The organism is Nocardia sp. NPDC050406 (assembly GCF_044459025.1).
Taxonomy (GTDB): Bacteria; Actinomycetota; Actinomycetes; order Mycobacteriales; family Mycobacteriaceae; genus Nocardia.
Map to the genome: position 1 here is coordinate 829,570 of NZ_JBITIM010000003.1, position 17,742 is coordinate 847,311.

The 17,742-nt window shown below is 67.5% G+C and carries 16 protein-coding genes; 6 read left to right on the forward strand and 10 right to left on the reverse strand.

Translation table 11 applies throughout. The annotated features are described in order from the left end of the window. Nucleotides 1–139: 139 nt before the first annotated feature. The 3 genes from ACIBH2_RS27190 to zapE all read right to left on the reverse strand — a co-directional run bounded on the left by ACIBH2_RS27190 (nt 140) and on the right by zapE (nt 3,808). Complete coding sequence (locus ACIBH2_RS27190) at nt 140–1,498, reverse strand: UDP-glucose dehydrogenase family protein (protein WP_397123044.1); 1,359 nt, start codon at nt 1,496–1,498, stop codon at nt 140–142. Between the two features lie 2 nt (nt 1,499–1,500). Further along, a complete protein-coding gene (locus tag ACIBH2_RS27195) occupies nt 1,501–2,706 on the reverse strand; it encodes a glycosyltransferase family 4 protein (RefSeq protein WP_397122398.1) in 1,206 nt (401 codons plus the stop codon). Nucleotides 2,707–2,857: 151 nt separating this feature from the next. After that, the gene (zapE, locus tag ACIBH2_RS27200) at nt 2,858–3,808 is read right to left on the reverse strand and encodes a cell division protein ZapE (RefSeq protein WP_397122400.1); all 951 of its coding nucleotides are present in this window, start codon (nt 3,806–3,808) and stop codon (nt 2,858–2,860) included. Between the two features lie 82 nt (nt 3,809–3,890). On the opposite strand from zapE, the gene ACIBH2_RS27205 reads away from it, so the two are divergent. After that, nucleotides 3,891–4,496, forward strand: a complete 606-nt coding sequence (locus ACIBH2_RS27205; protein WP_397122402.1) for a TetR/AcrR family transcriptional regulator — start codon at nt 3,891–3,893, stop codon at nt 4,494–4,496. Here ACIBH2_RS27205 and ACIBH2_RS27210 read toward each other — a convergent pair. Beyond that, nucleotides 4,462–4,809 carry a DoxX family protein gene (locus ACIBH2_RS27210; protein WP_397122404.1) on the reverse strand — a complete coding sequence of 116 codons (348 nt, stop codon included), beginning with the start codon at nt 4,807–4,809 and terminating at the stop codon, nt 4,462–4,464. The genes ACIBH2_RS27205 and ACIBH2_RS27210 overlap by 35 nt on opposite strands. Nucleotides 4,810–4,949: 140 nt before the next feature. Between ACIBH2_RS27210 and ACIBH2_RS27215 the strand changes: the two genes are divergently transcribed. Next, nucleotides 4,950–5,417: a hypothetical protein gene (locus ACIBH2_RS27215; protein ID WP_397122406.1), complete on the forward strand. Its 468-nt coding sequence runs from the start codon at nt 4,950–4,952 to the stop codon at nt 5,415–5,417. A 46-nt stretch (nt 5,418–5,463) separates the two neighbouring features. Continuing rightward, a complete protein-coding gene (locus ACIBH2_RS27220) occupies nt 5,464–5,772 on the forward strand; it encodes a hypothetical protein (RefSeq protein ID WP_397122408.1) in 309 nt (102 codons plus the stop codon). A 57-nt stretch (nt 5,773–5,829) separates the two neighbouring features. Here ACIBH2_RS27220 and ACIBH2_RS27225 read toward each other — a convergent pair whose 3' ends face one another. The 6 genes from ACIBH2_RS27225 to ACIBH2_RS27250 are packed head-to-tail and all read right to left on the reverse strand — an operon-like array spanning nt 5,830 to nt 12,845. After that, complete coding sequence (locus ACIBH2_RS27225; RefSeq protein WP_397122410.1) at nt 5,830–7,005, reverse strand: lipid-transfer protein; 1,176 nt, start codon at nt 7,003–7,005, stop codon at nt 5,830–5,832. Then, nucleotides 7,002–7,472 carry a MaoC family dehydratase gene (locus ACIBH2_RS27230; RefSeq protein WP_397122412.1) on the reverse strand — a complete coding sequence of 157 codons (471 nt, stop codon included), beginning with the start codon at nt 7,470–7,472 and terminating at the stop codon, nt 7,002–7,004. The genes ACIBH2_RS27225 and ACIBH2_RS27230 overlap by 4 nt, the downstream gene beginning before the upstream one ends. Further along, nucleotides 7,469–8,410 carry a bifunctional MaoC family dehydratase N-terminal/OB-fold nucleic acid binding domain-containing protein gene (locus ACIBH2_RS27235; RefSeq protein ID WP_397122414.1) on the reverse strand — a complete coding sequence of 314 codons (942 nt, stop codon included), beginning with the start codon at nt 8,408–8,410 and terminating at the stop codon, nt 7,469–7,471. The genes ACIBH2_RS27230 and ACIBH2_RS27235 overlap by 4 nt, the downstream gene beginning before the upstream one ends. 10 nt (nt 8,411–8,420) lie before the next feature. Beyond that, nucleotides 8,421–9,590, reverse strand: a complete 1,170-nt coding sequence (locus tag ACIBH2_RS27240) for an acyl-CoA dehydrogenase family protein (RefSeq protein WP_397122416.1) — start codon at nt 9,588–9,590, stop codon at nt 8,421–8,423. After that, a complete protein-coding gene (locus tag ACIBH2_RS27245; RefSeq protein WP_397122418.1) occupies nt 9,575–10,657 on the reverse strand; it encodes an acyl-CoA dehydrogenase family protein in 1,083 nt (360 codons plus the stop codon). Before ACIBH2_RS27245 ends, ACIBH2_RS27240 begins: the two co-directional genes overlap by 16 nt. Nucleotides 10,658–10,685: 28 nt before the next feature. Beyond that, nucleotides 10,686–12,845 (reverse strand): acyl-CoA dehydrogenase, encoded by a 2,160-nt coding sequence (locus ACIBH2_RS27250; RefSeq protein ID WP_397122420.1) that lies wholly within the window; start codon nt 12,843–12,845, stop codon nt 10,686–10,688. 163 nt (nt 12,846–13,008) lie between these two features. On the opposite strand from ACIBH2_RS27250, the gene kstR reads away from it, so the two are divergent. From kstR to ACIBH2_RS27265, 3 genes are all read left to right on the forward strand, one after another. After that, a complete protein-coding gene (gene kstR, locus ACIBH2_RS27255) occupies nt 13,009–13,653 on the forward strand; it encodes a cholesterol catabolism transcriptional regulator KstR (protein WP_397122422.1) in 645 nt (214 codons plus the stop codon). A gap of 414 nt (nt 13,654–14,067) precedes the next feature. Then, nucleotides 14,068–16,638 (forward strand): trehalose-phosphatase, encoded by a 2,571-nt coding sequence (otsB, locus tag ACIBH2_RS27260; RefSeq protein WP_397122424.1) that lies wholly within the window; start codon nt 14,068–14,070, stop codon nt 16,636–16,638. 155 nt (nt 16,639–16,793) lie between these two features. Next, the gene (locus tag ACIBH2_RS27265; protein ID WP_397122426.1) at nt 16,794–17,735 is read left to right on the forward strand and encodes a metal ABC transporter solute-binding protein, Zn/Mn family; all 942 of its coding nucleotides are present in this window, start codon (nt 16,794–16,796) and stop codon (nt 17,733–17,735) included. The last annotated feature ends 7 nt before the right edge of the window (nt 17,736–17,742 follow it).

Consider the following 17,742-nt stretch of genomic DNA (forward strand, 5'->3'; position numbering starts at 1 on the left):
ACAGCTCGCTGCGGATTCGCTTGTGAACTCGCACAATGAGTTTGGCAGCCGGACGCCGCCGCTACGGCCGGTTATCGCGAAATTCGAATAGTTGCCCATCGGCGCGGACGCGCCGACACCGGCTGTGCGGCAGGGCGCTTCAGGCGGATTCGAGCAGTGGATCGACCCGACCGACCTCCTCCCGCGGCGCGACCAGTCGGCCCAGTGCCCGGAAGTCCCATCCGGCCGCCTGCCACGGCTCCGGATCGAGGGTGTTGCGGGCGTCGACGATCACCCGACCGCGCGCCACCGAGCGCAGCACGGTCGGATCGAGCTCCCGGAACTCCCGCCATTCGGTCAGGTGCAGCACCACATCCGCGCCGAGCAGCGCGGCGGTGGCCGTCGGCGCGTAGCGCAATTGCGGTGCGATCCGGCTCGCCGAACGGTTCGCCTCGGGATCGAAGACCGTCACCTCGACGCCCGCGGCGTGCAGCCGGACCGCCACCTCCAGTGCGGGGGAATCGCGCACGTCGTCGGAGAGCGGTTTGAACGCCGCGCCGAGCACCGCGACCCGGGGCCGGGTGCGCCCGCCCAGCAGGTCCAGGGTCTCCCGGATCACGCGCTCGCGGCGGCGCAGGTTGATGGCGTCCACACTGTCGAGGAAGCGCACCGATTCGCCGACACCGAGTTCACCGGCCCGGGCGATGAGCGCGCGCACGTCCTTGGGCAGACAGCCGCCGCCGTAACCCAGTCCCGCGCCGAGGAATTTGCGGCCGATGCGGTCGTCGTGGCCCAGGGCGTCGGCCAGCAGGGTCACATCCGCGCCGGTGATCTCGCACAGTTCGGCCATGGCGTTGATGAACGAGATCTTGGTGGCCAGAAAGGCGTTCGCGGAGACCTTGACCAGTTCGGCGGTGGGCAGATTGGTGATCACCACGGGGGTGTCGGCGGCAATGGCCTCCGAATACACCTGGCGCAGCGCCCATTCCGCGCCCGGGGTGGTGACGCCGAAGACGAGCCGGTTCGGGTGCAGGGTGTCGTGGACGGCATGGCCCTCGCGCAGGAACTCCGGGTTCCAGGCCAGGTCCACCGAAATACCCTGGGGGGCAAGCGCGTCGACGTACTCGGCGAGCGCCTCGGCAGTGCCGACCGGCACGGTGGACTTGCCGACGATCAGGCAGTTGCGGGTGAGATGCGGCACCAGGCCCGCCAGCGCCGAGTACAGCTGGGAGAGATCCGCGGCTCCGGTCGGGCCCTGTGGCGTTCCCACACAAAGGAAATGGACGTCCGCGAAACGGGCGGCCTCGGCCAGCGAGGTCCCGAAGCGCAGCCGTCCATCATCGACATGCTTGCTGAGCAGCTCGGGTAGGTCGGGTTCGTGGAACGGCACCCGGCCCGCCGCGAGGGCGGCGACCTTGGCCGGATTGTTGTCCACGCCGAGCACCTCGAATCCGAGCTCCGCCATGCCCGCGGCATGGGTCGCGCCGAGATAACCGGTGCCGATCACGGATATGCGCAACATCAGCAGGCCTCCTTGGTGAGCCGCGCGTCGCCTCGACGCTCCGCGATGACCTCGCGGTAGTAGCGGATGAGCAGGTCGTTCACCGCGGTCCAGGACCGATCGCGCACGCTGCGGTGCGCGGCGAGGGCGAGGTCGCGGCGCAGCATCGGATCGTCGACCAGCTCCGCGACGAAGCCGACCATGGCGTCGGCGTCGCCGGGCGGGTAGAGGTAGCCGGTGCCGGGCTCGACCACATCGAGCGGGCCGCCCGCCGCCGGGGCGACCACCGGGACGCCGGAGGCGAGGGCCTCCTGCGCTGCCTGGCAATAGGTTTCGTGTCGTCCGGTGTGCACGAAGACATCGAGCGAGGCGTAGGCGGCGGCCAGTTCCGCGCCGTGCAGGACGCCGAGGAAGGCCGCGTTCGGCAGCAGTTTGCGCAGCCGCGCCTCCTCCGGGCCGCCGCCGACCACCACCAGGCGCACGCGGGGCAACCGGCGCAGATGCGCGAGCAGCTCCAATTCCTTCTCCGGGGCGAGGCGGCCGATATAGCCGACCAGCGCTTCGCCATTGGGGGCGAGGCGATCTCGCAGCTCCGGTGAGCGGTGGGCGGGGTCGAACTGCTCCAGGTCCACGCCGCGCGGCCAGCGCGACAGTCCGGGTATGCCCATCAGCTCCAATTGCCGCAGGCTGGCGGTGGAGGGGGCGAGGGTGCGGTCCACGCGCAGATGGATGCGGCGGGTGAGGGCGTTCATGGCGCGCACGCCGCCGGGCAGGTCGTAGCGCTGCGCGAAACCCACCAGATCGGTTTGGTAGACGGCCACCGTGGGGATGTCGCGTTCGGCGGCCACCACGGCGGCCTGATAGCCCAGCGTGGCCGGGGAGGCGATGTGCACGATATCGGGGCGGAAGGAGTCCATGATGCGGCGCAGGCGACGGCGGGTCTCGAGTCCGATCCGGAAGTCGCGGTAGAACGGCAGCCGCGCGCCGCGGGCGACATGTACCGGGAATCCCGCGTAGGTCTTGGGGCCGGTCGGCGCGAGCAGTTCCGCCTGATGGCCTTCGGCGGCCAGATGGTCGAGGACGCGCCGCACCGAATTGGTCACGCCATTGACCTGTGGCAGAAAGGATTCCGCCACCACCAGCACTCGCAGTCGATCACCCCGCCGATCGGCGAGCACGATCGGGGGCTCGGGAACAGCCTCCGGGGCCTGTCTCAGGATTCGCATCGGGTCCCCTCCGGTTCGGTGCTGCCTCCTGCTTGCACGGTAGGAAGCGGCTCGCAACGCCAGACCCCGTAGGTATGGACGGCACATGAACCCCGAACGTCGGTCCGGTCGACGAGTTCACCGAGGCGTCGATACCCCGTCGCGCGGTCGATCAGCGCTGGTCACGGGGTGGTAATCCGAGGGTGCTCAGGCGGCTCAGGGTGCGGTCGATATCGGCGATGCCGCGCAGGCCGGAGCCCAGATCCGCCAAGGGGACTCGGGCGTAGAGGGACAGCTCCAGGTCGGCGTCGTAGAGGACGTCGACCAGGTTCACGAAGCGCATGGCCCAGTCGAGGGGCACGGTGCGCAGGGCGGGCACCTCGCACAGGGTCCAACGGTGGAAGGTACCCGTGAGTTCCAGGAAGTCCGCGGCCGAGACCGGGATTCCGCACAGTTCCGCGAAATCGACGGTCAGGCAGTCGGATTGGATCGCCCTCGCCGCGGTCAGCCGGTGCGCTACGGGGACCCGAGCGTGACCCGTTGTGGCGCAGTCGCCGACGATATAGCGGCCGCTCGCGAAACCGCCCTGGTGGCCGCCGAGCAGCCGATAGTCCTGTGCCCCATCCACACTCACGACGTCGAGGCGGTCGAGTATGCGCTCGATGGTGGGCACGAACACGGCGTGGAACAGCGGGTTCGGCAGCAGGTTCCGCGGCGGGTAGTTCGAGGTCACCACCAATACGATGCGGCGGGCGAACAGGGTGTCGAGCAGCCGGGCGATGAGGGTGGCGTCCCCGGCGTCGTGCACATGGAATTCGTCGAAGCAGACCAGTTCGGCGTCGCCGAGCAGTTCGTCCACGGCCCCGCCGATGGAGCCGGTGCTGTGCACGGCCCTGTGCAGTCGTGCGAAGAAGCCGTGGAAATGGAAGCGCCGCTTGCGATTCGACGCGACGTCGGCGAAGAACCGATCCATCAGCATGGTCTTGCCCCGCCCCGGTCGCCCGTGCAGGTAGACCCCGCGCGGAGGCCGTCGCCACCGTCGTCCGAGCGCTCCCGCGATATCGCCGAGCCGCGCCGCCGCGGCCAGCTGATCGGCATCCAGGGTCAGCACGCTGGTGGTCATCACGCCCTCCTTTCCTCTACATCCGTAGAGGCACCTCTATAGTTGTAGAGGCTTCCGAGCGTGACCGCGAGAAAAGGTGACCATGTCCACAGCATCCGACCGTCGCACACTGATCGTGGACAGCGCCATCGATGTGATTGCCGCTCAAGGGCTTCGAACCCTCACTCACCGCGCCCTCGATACCGCGCTGGCGCTCCCCGCGGGCTCCACGTCGTACTACTTCCGCACCAAGCGCGCGCTGATCGAGGCCATCGTGGACCGAATTCACCAGCGCTCCCGCGACGATTTCGCGGCATCCCGACAAGGCGCGTCCCACCCGCTCGTCGCCGAGGCGATCGCCGAGAACATCGCCCGCTGGCTGGACAGCCTATTGGCCGAGCGCCGCACTCACCTGATCACCCGTCATGCCTTGATCATCGATCTGCTCGGCGATCCGGAACTCCACGCGCGGCTCATGAAATCCCTCTTCTCCGCGGAGCAGGCCCGTCAACTCTTCACAGAACTCGGCGGCGACGATCCCGATACCGCCGCCGCCGACTTCCTGGCCGTCCTGGAAGGACTGGTCTTCGACCGCTTCGCAGGTGCCCGCACCCACCTCGCCCCCGGCACCCCCGAGAGCATCACCCAACTCGCGAACGCACTGCTCCCCCATCTCACGCCGCGAGCTGCAACACCAGCGTCGCGATAGCCGGAGCCAGGTAGAGCACCGGAAACACCGTCGTCTTGTACGACCGCGCCCGCACCGTCGTCACGACCGCCCCTACGAAGTACAGAATCAGCCCGATAGCCGCCGCGATCCCGATGGCGGGAACAAAGAACCCGACAACCAGCCCGAGCGCCCCAACCCCCTTGGCGATCCCCAACGGATTCCACCATGCCCGCGGCACCCCGTACTCGACCAGCGGCTCCACCACGAACGCCTTCCGACTCAGCAACGAGAACGAGGAGAAGCCGATCCAGAGCGCAGCGACGGTACCGACGATGTAGTAGGCGGTGTTCATTGGAATCCGTGTCCTTTCACCAGGTTCGAATGTGGTTCCGCCTAGATGACGACACCCACCCCACAGGTGTGACATCGCCGCCGAACCATGTCGAGGACAGACTTTCGAACTAGTTTCGAAGTACGGCGTACTATGAGGCCATGGCCACCCGCACATTCCCCTTCTCGACGCTGATCAACAAGCAGACCAGCGTCTTTCCCGCGCTCGATGACGCCGATGTCATCCTCGAGCGTCGCGACGCCGAGAACCTGGTGCTCATGCGGTCGGAACGATTCGACGCCATGGTCAAGGGCCTGGGCTTGGCCGCCAGGTCGCTGGCGATCGTCGCCAAGGGGAACCGGCGCTTGGCCGAGGAAGTCTTCGCCGAGGAACTCCCGTGGCTCGTGTGGCTTCCCGCCGACGCCCGGCCGCAATGCGTCGCGGAACTCCTCGACCACCTCTTGGCGGGTGCGGAAACCGGTCTGCTGCTGCCGTTTTCACGGGCCCTCCGAGAGTGGCAGTCGACCGCCGAAATCTATTCCGACCCTGATCTGACTCGCCGCCTACGCGGTCCGTTCGACACAGCCGAGGCTGAGGAAGTCGAGCGGCCGGGTAGGTCGGATGGGTGAGCGACTCGGGCGAGGTGACGAGGTACGCCGACCAACCGGGTGGACGGTGCGTGTAGTCGATCGGCAGGCCGCGAAGGGCTGGGCGGAGCTGCTGTCCCAGGTCCCGGACAATCTCGACCGGGCATGGGTGGCTATCACCGCGGATCCCCGTTGCCGCGAGAACCCGGCACGCCAGCATCCGCTCCGGCTCGATCTGGGCCGCGTCGATGTGGACGGTGTCACGCTGGAGCAGTGGCAGTTCGAGGTCACCGGTGGAGGTCGGATCTGGTACGCGGTCGATGATGCGCGCCGAACGGTATGGATCACCCAGGCCGGGACTGGCCATCCTCGGCAAACGGACAGACGGCGACGGTAAGCAACACGAAACCCCGAGTGCCATAGTGGCGCTCGGGGTTTCGTGGTCGAGGTGGGGCTAGTTCGCGCTGAGGACCAGGCCTGAGGTGGGGACGCCGGTTCCGGCGGTGACCACGATGTTCTGGAGGTTTTCGACCTGGTTGACGGAGGTGCCGCGGATTTGGCGGACGCCTTCGGCTATGCCGTTCATGCCGTGGATGTAGGCCTCGCCGAGTTGGCCGCCGTGGGTGTTGAGGGGGAGGCGGCCGCCCAGTTCTATCGCGCCGTCGGCTATGAAGTCCTTGGCTTCGCCTCGGGGGCAGAAGCCGAGTTCCTCGAGTTGCATGAGGACGAAGGGGGTGAAGTGGTCGTAGAGGATGGCGGCTTGCATGTCTTCGGGGCGCAGGCCGCTCTGGGACCACAGTTGGTCGCCGACCAGGCCCATTTCGGGTAGGCCCGTCATGGCGTCGCGGTAGTAGCTGGTCATGACGTACTGGTCGGCGCCGGAACCCTGTGCCGCGCCGAGGATTACGGCGGGCTTGTTGGGGAGGTCCTTGGCGCGTTCGGCGCTGGTGACGACGAGGGCGACGCCGCCGTCGGTCTCCTGGCAGCAGTCCAGCAGGTGCAGGGGTTCGGCGATCCAGCGGGAGGCCTGGTGCTCCTCCAGGGTGATGGGCTTGCCGTAGAAGTGCGCGGCGGGGTTCACGGCGGCGTGTTTGCGGTCGGCGACGGCGACGCGGCCGAAATCGGCACTGGTAGCGCCGTATACGTGCATGTAGCGGCGGGCGACCATGGCCACCTGGGCGGCGGGGGTGCCCAGGCCGTGGGTGTAGGAGAAGGCGTTGTCCACACCCGAGGACGACGGGTTGCCGGTCGCGAGATGAGTCGCGAACTGGCCGAAGCGATTTCCGGAGCGCTCGTTGAAAGCCCGGTACGCCACAACGACATCCGCGACACCGGTGGCCACCGCCATGGCGGCCTGCTGCACCGTGGCCGCCGCCGCACCCCCGCCGAACGGGATATTGCTGAAGAACTTCAGGCTCGGAATGCCCGAGGCCCGCGCCACGGCGGCCTGGGTGTTGGTGTCCATGGTGAAGGTCGTCAGACCGTCCACATCGGCGGGTGTGAGGCCCGCGTCGGCAATGGCCGCCGTCACCGCCTCGGCGGCCAGCCGCAGCTCACTGCGCCCGGACTCCTTGGAGAAATCCGTCGCGCCGATACCCACAATGGCTGCGCGTCCGCTCAACCCACTCACGAACGTGCCTCCTGCAGCGAGATAACGGCTTTCGCCGTGATGTGGTCACCGAGACTGTCCTTGCCGACGACCTCGATGGTGATCTCGTCACCCTCGACCGCGGTCACCGTGCCGGTGAGCGTCAAGGTGTCGTTGGCGTACAGCGGCACACCCAGGCGCAGCGAGATCGACTTCACCAGCGCGCGCGGTCCGGCCCAGTCGGTGACGAAGCGCTGCACCAGACCGGTGTCGGTGAGGATATTGACGAAGATGTCCTTCGACCCGCGCTGCACCGCCTTGTCGCGGTCGTGGTGCACGTCCTGGAAATCCCGGGTGGCCAGCGCCGAGCTGATCACGAATGTGGGATCGGCATGAATCACCAACTCGGGCAAGGTGGTTCCGACCTGCACGGCCGCAGGTTCCACGGTGGCTGGCCCACCCGTCGCCCGACCGCCGCCCCCCACGGAATCGCTGAGCGATGCTGTCATTTTGCCGCCTTCCAGAAGGGAACGGTGTTGTCGTCATCGAGGGCCTCGAAGCCCACCTCGACCGGCAGCCCGACCGTGACCTCGGCAGGCTCGATGCCGCGCAGCTCGCCGAGCATGCGCACACCTTCCTCGAGCTCCACCAGCGCGACCACATAGGGCAGCGCCCGCCCCGGCACCTTCGGGGCATGGTGCACAACGAAACTGAACACGGTGCCGCGCCCGGAGGCCACGACGTAATCGGTCTGCTCCGACTTGTCCTTCCACAGCGCGGGAACCGGCGGATGCTGAAGCGTCCCGTCGGGCCGCCGCTGAATCCGCAGCTCACCGAGTTTGGTCCCGGCCCAGAAGAATTCGGTGTCGTGCGACACCGTCGGCTTGACCCGCTTGCTCAGGTCGTCCGCCGGAGCCGGTTTCGGCGCGCCCGGCGCGAATTTCAGTATCCGAAACAGCATTTCGGTGACCAGCTCGTCCCCGACGTACCAGCTGGTGCGGTACGTGGCGAACCAGCCCTCACCGAGCCCGGTGCGCTTGGGCCCCACCAGCGAATCCAGTGAGCTGCGCACATTCACCTGCTCACCCACCCGCAGGTACCGGTGGTAGATCTGCTCGCAATTGGTGCCGACCACCGAGGTGTACCCGGCGGCGTCGAGCAGTTCGTTGGTGACCGTCATGGGATCGTCGGCGGGCCGAACACCGTTGAGCCCCAACATGGTCCACACCTGGGCCATGGCGGGCGGGGCCACCACGTCGGCGTGCCCGGCGGCGCGGGCCGCCTCGACGTCCACATAGATCGGATTGGTGTCGCCGATGGCCTCCACCCAGTTGTTGATCATCGGCTGGTTGACCGGATCACGGGCCAGGCGCGGCGCGGACGCTCCCGCCGCCTTGATCTTCTCGCCAGCCGCGACGATGTCGTCGGCCGTGAAGCTCTGCGTCACAGGGAAACTCCTATCGGGGCACGCGCGGCAAACGCAGACCCATTTGGGCGATCAGCTCGCGCATGACTTCGTTCACGCCGCCGCCGAAGGTCACCACCAGGTTCTGCTTGGTGCGCCGGTCCAGCCAGGTCAGCAGCTCGGCGGTGGCGGCATCGGCGGGGTCACCGAAGCGGCCCACGATCTCCTCGGCCAGCCGCCCGGCCTCCTGCACCGCCTCGGTCGAGAAGACCTTGGTCGCGGAGGCGTCGGCGATGACATCGCGCTGATCGGCGTCGGGCCGTTCCATATTGGAGGCCACCTGCCAGTTCAGCAGTTCGTTCAACCGCACCATGGCGTGCAGGCGGCCGAGCGAGCGCAGCACATCGGTCTCGCCGAGCACGCCCTGCTTGCTCGCCCATTCGCGCACGCGATCGTAGAGCTGCTCGATCTTGCCCGACGGCCCCAGGCTCACCCGCTCGTGATTGAGCTGGGTGGTGATGAGCCGCCAGCCGCCGTTCTCCTCCCCGACCGTCATGTTCGCGGGTACGCGCACATTGTCGAAGTAGGTGGCATTGGTGTGGTGCGCGCCGTCGCAGGTGATGATCGGCGTCCACGAATAGCCGGGATCCTTGGTGTCCACGATCAGAATCGTGATGCCGCGATGGCGCGACTCCACCGTCCCGGTGCGCACGGCCAGCCAGATGTAGTCGGCCTCGTGCGCACCGGTGGTGAAGATCTTCTGCCCGTTGACGATCCAGTCGCCATCGGCATCGCGCACCGCGCTGGTGCGCAGCGCGGCGAGGTCGGTGCCCGCCTCCGGCTCGGAGTAGCCGATGGCGAAATGGATGTCGCCGGTGAGGATTCCGGGCAGGAACTTGCGCTTCTGCTCCTCGGTACCGAAGGTCTGCAGGGCCGGGCCGACGGTCAACAGCGTGACCAGCGGCACCGGCACATCCGCGCGGACGGCTTCGTTGTAGAAGATCTGCTGTTCCAGCGGCCCGAAGCCCTGGCCGCCGTACTCCTTCGGCCAGCCCACACCGAGCCAGCCGTCGGAGCCCATGCGACGCACCACCGCGCGGTAGGCGTCGCCGTGCCGGTTCTCCAGCATCTCGGCCTCCTCTTCGGGAGTGACGAGACCGGTGAAGTACGAACGTAGGTCGTCGCGCAACCGCCGCTGATCGGCGGTCAGTTCGATGAACATCTGGCTCCTAGACGATCCAGCCGGAACGATTCGCCGCCGAGCCAGCGCGCGATGTCCTTGGCCTGTGAGTAGTAGCGGTGCAGCGGATGGGTGATGTCGACGCCGAGACCGCCGTGCAGGTGATGGCACTTCTGCATGGCCGCGGGCAGCTCCGCGGCCACCGTGTAGGCCAGCACATCGAGATCGTCGTCGGTGCGTTCGGCGTGCTCGGGGTTATTCGTCGCCGCGCCGTCGATCGATTGCGCGAGCGCCCAATTGGCCGAGGCCGCGGCCGCGTGCAGGGTGCGCGAGACGACGTAGACATCGGCGATCTGCTGTGCCACGGCCTGGAATTCGGCCAACGGTCGGCCGAACTGCTGCCGCGTACGCAGGTGCTCGGCGGTCAGCGCGATGACGCCCTTGAGCAGACCGTCGGCCACCGAGCCGATACCGGCCAGCGCGAAACGGTGCAGATCGGCGAGGCCGCCCGGCAGCAGGTGCTCGGCCGGGATCTCCACATTGTCGAGCGCGAGCGAAAACTCCGGCACCCCATCGGAAGTCGGGTTGGCGGTACGGGTCAGCCCCGCCGCGTCACCCGGCACCACGGCGATGCCGTTGTCGGTCGGCACCAGAATCCACCGCGCCGTCTCGGCGTAGGGCACCGCGACCTTGCGTCCGGTGACGCGCACGACGGTGCCGTCGGAGACCGCGCTCGTCTCCGGCTGCACCGTGAACGGCGCGCCGATCTCGTGCAGTGCCGCCGTGATGACCGCGCCCACGGCCACCGCCGGAAACACCTGCTCCGCCAAGGCATCCGGAATGCCCGCCGCGACCAGCGGCAGTACACCGAAACCCAGCGTGGCCAGTGCCGGTACCTGAACGGCATCGGTGGCCAATTCGGTGAGCAGCGCCGACACCTCGAGCAGCCCCATACCGTCGCCACCGAATTTCTCCGGTAGCGCCACCGATAAAAGGCCACTGTCGGCGAGTGTGGGCCATAACGCGATATCGCGTGCGCTTTCACGCTCCAGCAAACTTACGACAACCTCGGCGACAGCGTCCTGGCTCTCGTCCCTGGTGAAGTCCAATGCAATGCTCCCGGTTAGTGTGGGCTGGCTAGTGCGATTCGCGTGGCAGCCCGAGAATCCGTTCACCGGCGACGGTCAACAAGATCTGCTCGGTACCGCCCGCGATGGACAAACAGCGCGTGAGCAGGAATTCTTTCACCACGTCGGTGTCAAGAGCGCCCGGCACGCCAGCCAATTCGACGGCAAATTCGGCCACCGCCTGCCGGTGTCGAACACCGACCAATTTGCGCACGCTCGACTGCGCGCTCGGATCGCCTCCACTGAGCAGCTTCTGCGCCGCACGAGCTTCCAGCAAAGTTCCAGCGACAGATTCTGAAATAAGACTTCCCAGACGATCCGCCACCAATTCCGCACCCGGCCCGGAGGTCGGTACGGCGGCGATCACGGCCTCGAGTTCATCCCCGATTCCCTTACCGCCCATGGCGACCCGTTCGGCCGACAATGTGGAACGGGCGATCTTCCACCCATTGCCCAATTGACCGACCAAGCATTCGTCCGGAACGAAGACATCGTCGAGGAAGACCTCACTGAATTTCGCCTCGCCGGTGATCTGCACCAGCGGCCGAATTTCCAGCCCCGGACTCGACATATCGACGAGGAAATAGCTGATGCCCTTGTGCTTGGGCGCGGTGGCGTCGGTGCGGGCCAGGCAGATACCCCAGGTGGCCTCCTTGGCCAGCGAGGTCCACACCTTCTGCCCGCGCAATCGCCAACCGCCCTCGACCCTTTCGGCCACCGTGCGCAGCGCGGCCAGATCCGAACCGGCGCCCGGCTCGCTGAACAGCTGACACCACACCACATCCCCGCGCAGGGTCGGCCCGGCGAACCGCTCGATCTGCTCGGGTGTGCCGTACTGCAGCAGCGTCGGCACCGCCCAGTTGGCGATGGCGATATCGGGCAGCTCGATTCCGGCCTTGCGAATCTGCTCCTCGATGAGCGAGCGCAGAATCGGTCCCGCGCCGCGGCCGTAGGGTGCGGGCCAGTGCGAGGCCAGCAGTCCGGTCTCCGCCAAGGCATTTCGCTGCTCGGCCACGGGCAGCGCCGCGATCCGGGCGAGATCCGCGGCCAGTACCGCGGCCTGTGCCGAATCCAGTCCGACGGCCTCCCAGTCGGGCTCGCCCGCCAGCGCCGGATCGGTCCCCAGATCGAGACCGACCGTGCGGCGCTGCCCGGCCAGGGTCAATTCGGTGACGCGCGCCCGCCAGCGCGCCGAGCCACCCATCAGTTGCCGCAGCGCGACCGCCCGGCGCAAATACAGATGTGCGTCGTGTTCCCAGGTGAAACCAATTCCACCCAGCACCTGAATGCAGTCCTTCGCGGTCTCTACCGCCGCGTCCAGCGCGACCGCCAACGCGATCGCCGCGGCCAACTGCAGTTCCGCACTACCAGTGTCGACGGCGGTCGCGGCATCGGCGGCCACCGCGCGAATCTGTTCGGCCCGACACAGCATCCACGCGCACATGTGTTTGACCGCTTGGAATTCGCCGATCTTCTTACCGAATTGCTCACGCACCTTGGCGTATTCGGTGGCGGTCTCCAGACACCATCCGGCGATACCGGCGGCCTCGGCGGCGACCAGTACGGCGGCCAGATCGTGGACGGATTCGCGCGGTTCGAAGATCTTTTCGCGCGACACCGTGACATCGACACAGAAGACATTCGCGAGTGGTGTGGTGTGGTCCAACGGATTCAGCGGCTCCACCCGCAGTCCCGTCGCGTCGGCGTCGATGAGACACCACAGCTTTCGGTCACCGTCACGTACCGGGACCAGCACCGCGGTACCCGGTGCGGCACCGATCACAGAAGTCCACTCACCGGACAGCCTGAGATCCGATTCACCCATGGATATTGCGATTTCGGCCCCAAGAGCAACACCGCACGGCGTATTCTCGTCGAGCATCTCCCCGGCAACGAGTCCAGCCAATGCCGTGGAGGAAACCGGCCCGCCGACGAGATCATGTGCCGCCTGCTCCACCAGAACGGCGAGATCTCCGACTGTTCCGCCCGCACCGCCCGCTTCCTCGGGCACCGCGACTCGGAATATGCCGAGATCGGCGAGGCGCGACCAGTATTCGCGCCAATAATCCGGCGCACCGGTCCGCATTGTTGCAATTGGGCGCACCGCGGACGCCCATCCGCGCATCGACTCCTGGACGGCTTTATGCTCGTCAGTGGTGGCGATGGTCACACTCCGTACCGCCTTTCCGGCGTGACTCCCACACCTAGAACATGTTCTAATATCACTCTCGGGCGTAAGTCAAGATGTCGCCCGGGCGCGGTACGAACTCGTAGCCTCAGCCGACGCTGATAAGACGAACCGAACGATTCGTGCAGGAAAGGACTTTCAACCGATGGCCAGTCCCTCCCGATCGCAGGCCGCCGATGCGGCTGCCACTCGGACCGCGCCGGTGACCACGCTCAGCGAGGACGACCTGAGCTCGGCCGCCCAGCGCGACCGGCGCAAACGCATCCTCGACGCGACCATGGCGCTGGCCTCCAAGGGCGGGTACGACGCGGTCCAGATGCGCGCGGTCGCCGAACGAGCCGATGTCGCCGTCGGCACGCTGTACCGCTACTTCCCCTCCAAGGTGCATCTGCTGGTCTCCGCGCTGGCTCGGGAGTTCGAGCAGTTCGAGAGCCGCCGCAAGCCGCTGCCCGGCGAGACCCCGCAGGAGCGCATGCATTTGATGCTCCAGCAGGTGACCCGGGCCATGCAGCGCGATCCGCTGCTCACCGAGGCCATGACGCGCGCCTTCATGTTCGCCGACGCCTCGGCGGCCGCCGAGGTCGATCGCGTCGGCAAGGTGATGGACCGCTTCTTCGCCCGGGCGCTGGCCGAGGACACCCCCACCGATCGGGAACTGGCGATCGCCCGCGTCATCTCCGATGTGTGGATGTCGAATCTGGTGGCCTGGCTGACGCGGCGCGCCTCGGCGACCGATGTCACCGAACGCCTCGAGCTCACCGTGGATCTGCTCATCGGCAACAAGGGCTGAGCCACACGCGCGATACGACCCCGGGTCCGCGGTTGCCGACGAGGCACCGCGGACTCGGTCGTTGCGGGCATCGGGACGCTCGAGGGCCCGAGAGTCTCGAGCATCACAAGAATTTTTTTCGGCGACTCCCGCATCGCCGCGGCGCGGTCCCGGCAACCGCCGGAGCCGTTGCGCTCCAAGATCATCGGAGCGCGGCGGGCGCTCGCACGACGGCCGCTCACGGAGCGTTTTCGCAGGTGACAACGGCTCCTCCGGGGCGAACCGGAAGTTACCCGCCAGTGTTCACAGCGCGAACCCACTGCAGTTCGCCCGAATGTAAACGCCATGTATCACGCCCCCAACATGTGGGCAATCCACACCCAGTAGAGTTTCTCGCGCCCCTGAAAATTCTCCTCCGATCACTAGGTTGGATGCGTGAGCGCACAGGATTTGCCACTGGAACTTCGCCGGGCGTTGTCGGCCGTCGCCCGAGTGCCGCGACTGCTGGTCGCCTCGGACTACGACGGAACGATCGCGCCGATCGTCTCCGACCCGGCGAAGGCTTATCCCCACCGGGAGTCCGTGAGTGCCTTGCGCGCGCTCGCGGGGCTCACCGGCACCACCGCCGCCGTGATCTCGGGCCGTGCGCTCCGAGACCTCGCGGCGCTGTCCCGGCTGCCCGTCGAGGTACAACTCATCGGAAGCCACGGTTCGGAATTCGATGTGGGCTTCGTGCACGCCATCGACAACGACGCCAAACAGCTACTGCGAGAGGTGCAGTCGACGCTGACCCAGATCGCCCAGGACAATCCGGGCGTCTCGGTCGAGATCAAACCCGCCAGCGTCGCCCTGCACGTGCGCAATGCCAGCCCCGAGATCGGGCGGCGCGCCCTGGTGCAGGTGCGCCAGGGTCCGGCCAGCTGGGTCGGCATTCAGGTCACCGAGGGCAAAGAGGTCATCGAACTCGCGGTCGTCGAGACCGACAAGGGCGCGGCCCTCGATATCGTCCGGCATCAGCAGGGCGCGTCGGCGGCGGTGTTCATCGGCGACGACGTGACCGACGAGAAGGCCTTCGTCCGCCTCTCCGGCCCCGATGTCGGCATCAAGGTCGGCGAGGGCGAGAGCCTCGCCAAATACCATGTGGCCGATACCGAAGACGTCTCCAAGGCGCTGGCCTTCCTGCTCGAGGAGCGCCGCACCTGGTTGGCCGGTGCCAGCGCCCCGCGCATCGAACGGCTCAGCATGCTGGCCAGCCCGCGGTCCAAGGCGCTGGTCACCCCCGACGGCACCATCACCTGGCTGTGCCATCCGGAACCGGACTCCGCCGCGGTGTTCGCGCACCTGCTGGGCGGACCGGGCGCGGGACACTTCACCATCGCGCCCGAACGCGCCGGTCTGCCGCTCTCGCAGCGGTACAAGGACGCCACCATGACCGTCGAAACCCGTTGGGCCAGTTTGCAGGTGGTGGACTACCTGCCGCACGACGTGGTGCCCGAGCGCACCGATCTGACCCGGGTCATCACCGGTGACGCCAAGGCCGTGGTCACCTTCGCCCCGCGCCCCGAGTTCGGGCAGGTGCCGGTGCGCATCATTCGCCAGACCGGCGGGCTGCGGGTTCAGGGCACCAACGATCCGATCGTGCTGCGCTCCCCCGGCGTCGAATGGGACATCATCGATGACGGCAACCACCACACCGCCCGCGCCGTGGTGGATCCCCGCCAGGGTCCCATCACGCTCGAGATGCGCTGCGGCACTTCCGATCTCGCGCCCGCCATGACACCCGAGGCGGACCGCAGGCGGGAGGCCGAGCGGTACTGGTCGGAGTGGGCGAGCAAGCTGGAGCTGCCGCCGCTCAAGCCCGATCTCATGAAGCGGTCCGCGCTGACCCTGCGCGGGCTGGTGCACGCGCCGTCCGGGTCGATCCTGGCGGCGGCCACCACCTCGCTGCCGGAAGACATTGGCGGCGTGCGCAACTGGGACTACCGCTACTGCTGGCTGCGCGATGCCTCGCTGACCGCGTCGGCGCTCGTATCGCTCGGCTCCCTCGGCGAGGCGGAGGAGCTGCTGGCCTGGACGCACCGGGTGCTGGAGACCCTGCCCGGTCCGGAGCGCCTGCATCCGCTCTACACCCTCTACGGCGAGACCCTGCCCCCCGAGGCCGTGATCGACCAGCTGCCCGGCTACGCCGGATCGCGGCCGGTGCGGGTCGGCAACGCCGCGAACATGCAGGTGCAGCTGGACGTCTTCGGACCGATCGTGGACCTCATCTCGCAGCTGGCGCACGCCCGCGAGAAGAAGGGTATGACCGAACCGAAACAGGCTCTGCCGGACGCGGATTGGGAGCTGGTGCACGCCATGGTCTCGGCCGTGCAGCGGCGCTGGCGCGAACCCGACCACGGCATCTGGGAGATCCGCGGCAATCCGCGCCACCACGTCTACTCCAAGGTCATGGGCTGGCTGACCGTCGACCGGGCGCTCACCCTGGCCCGCCAGTTCGGGCGGCCGGTGGATCCGGAGTGGGAGAAGCTGCGCGACACCATCGCCGACGAGGTGAAGGTGGAGGGCTGGAACGACGAAGTGCAGTCCTACACAGCGGCTTACGACGGCACCGACCTGGACGCGGCGACCCTGCACATCGGGTTGAGCGGTCTGATCGATCCGTCCGATCCGCGCTTCCACGCCACCGTGGTGGCGACCGAGGCCGAGCTGCGCAGCGGTTCGACCGTGTACCGGTACCACCACGACGACGGGCTGCCCGGCGGCGAGGGCGGCTTCCACCTGTGCGCGGCCTGGCTGGTCGAGGCGTATCTGCTCATCGGCAAGCGCGAGGACGCCGAGGCGCTGTTCGCGCAGCTGGTGGATGTGGCGGGACCGACCGGTCTGCTCTCCGAGGAGTACGACCCGGTTGCCGAACGCTCGCTGGGCAACCATCCGCAGGCCTACAGCCACCTCGGCCTGCTGCGCTGCGCCCAGCTGCTGAGCCAGCCGGTCGCGGCCCTCACCTAGGCCGATTCGCGAAGCGAGCCCGCGTGCGTCACGCGGGCTCGCTCTCGTGTTGCTGGACACAGACGGCCACGGCGATGCTGGCGTGTCTCGCACTCTGCGCTACATTTAAATGGAAATCGTTTCCGTTTGAAGTAGTGCATGTGGAGTAACCCAGCGTGACCAGTAGATTTACCCGAATCACCGGGATAGCCGTCGGCGTTGCGACCATTGCCGCCCTCACGGCCTGCGGTACCGGAAACAACGATTCCGAAGAACTCACCATCGTCGCCTCGACCAATGTCTGGGGCGATATCGCCGAGCAGGTCGCCGGACCGGACGCGAAGGTCGAGGCGCTGATCTCCGATCCGAGCGCCGACCCGCACTCCTACGAGGTCACCCCCGTCGAGGCCGCCAAGATCAGCGATGCCGATCTGGTCGTCTACAACGGCGGCGACTACGACGAATTCATCGACAAGGCCATCGCGGGCAAGGACAAGAAGTCCGTGAACGCCGTCGACATCGCCGCCGAGGACAGCCACCCCGAGGGTGGCGCGACCACCTCCGCCCCGGCCGAGGACGCGCACGGCCACAGCCACGAGACCAATGAGCACGTCTTCTACGACGTGCACGTCGTGGGCCACGTCGCCGAGCACATCGCGGAGCTGCTGGGCGAGATCGACCCCGAGCACAAGCAGGCCTACGCCGATCGCGCCGCCGCCTTCAACGACAAGCTCGCCGATATCGACGCCATCACCGAGAAGATCGCCGCCGAGCGCCCGAACTCCCCGGTGATCCAGACCGAGCCGCTGGCCTATTACCTGCTGCTCGACGCCAAGGCCGACGACCGCACCCCGCACGAATTCCAGGAAGCCGTCGAACAGGGCACCGACCCGTCCCCGGCCTCGGTGGCCGCCGTGCGAGATCTGTTGACCGCCAAGCAGGTTCGCGCCCTCGTCTACAACATCCAGACCGAGGACAAGGCCACCAAGGACCTGAAGGCCACCGCCGAAGCCGCCGGAATTCCGGTGGTCGAGGTGACCGAAACACTGCCCGAAGGGCTGGATTACGTTCAGTGGCAGACCCGCAATGCCCAAGCGCTGGCACAAGCGCTGGGCTGAGGCCGGT

What these genes read in the sequence shown, in the direction of transcription:
- ACIBH2_RS27195 (WP_397122398.1), bottom strand. Translation starts at nt 2,706, where the DNA reads ATGCGAATCCTGAGACAGGCCCCGGAGGCTGTTCCCGAGCCCCCGATC.
- zapE (WP_397122400.1), bottom strand. Translation starts at nt 3,808, where the DNA reads ATGACCACCAGCGTGCTGACCCTGGATGCCGATCAGCTGGCCGCGGCG.
- ACIBH2_RS27205 (WP_397122402.1), top strand. Translation starts at nt 3,891, where the DNA reads ATGTCCACAGCATCCGACCGTCGCACACTGATCGTGGACAGCGCCATC.
- ACIBH2_RS27210 (WP_397122404.1), bottom strand. Translation starts at nt 4,809, where the DNA reads ATGAACACCGCCTACTACATCGTCGGTACCGTCGCTGCGCTCTGGATC.
- ACIBH2_RS27215 (WP_397122406.1), top strand. Translation starts at nt 4,950, where the DNA reads ATGGCCACCCGCACATTCCCCTTCTCGACGCTGATCAACAAGCAGACC.
- ACIBH2_RS27230 (WP_397122412.1), bottom strand. Translation starts at nt 7,472, where the DNA reads ATGACAGCATCGCTCAGCGATTCCGTGGGGGGCGGCGGTCGGGCGACG.
- ACIBH2_RS27240 (WP_397122416.1), bottom strand. Translation starts at nt 9,590, where the DNA reads ATGTTCATCGAACTGACCGCCGATCAGCGGCGGTTGCGCGACGACCTA.
- kstR (WP_397122422.1), top strand. Translation starts at nt 13,009, where the DNA reads ATGGCCAGTCCCTCCCGATCGCAGGCCGCCGATGCGGCTGCCACTCGG.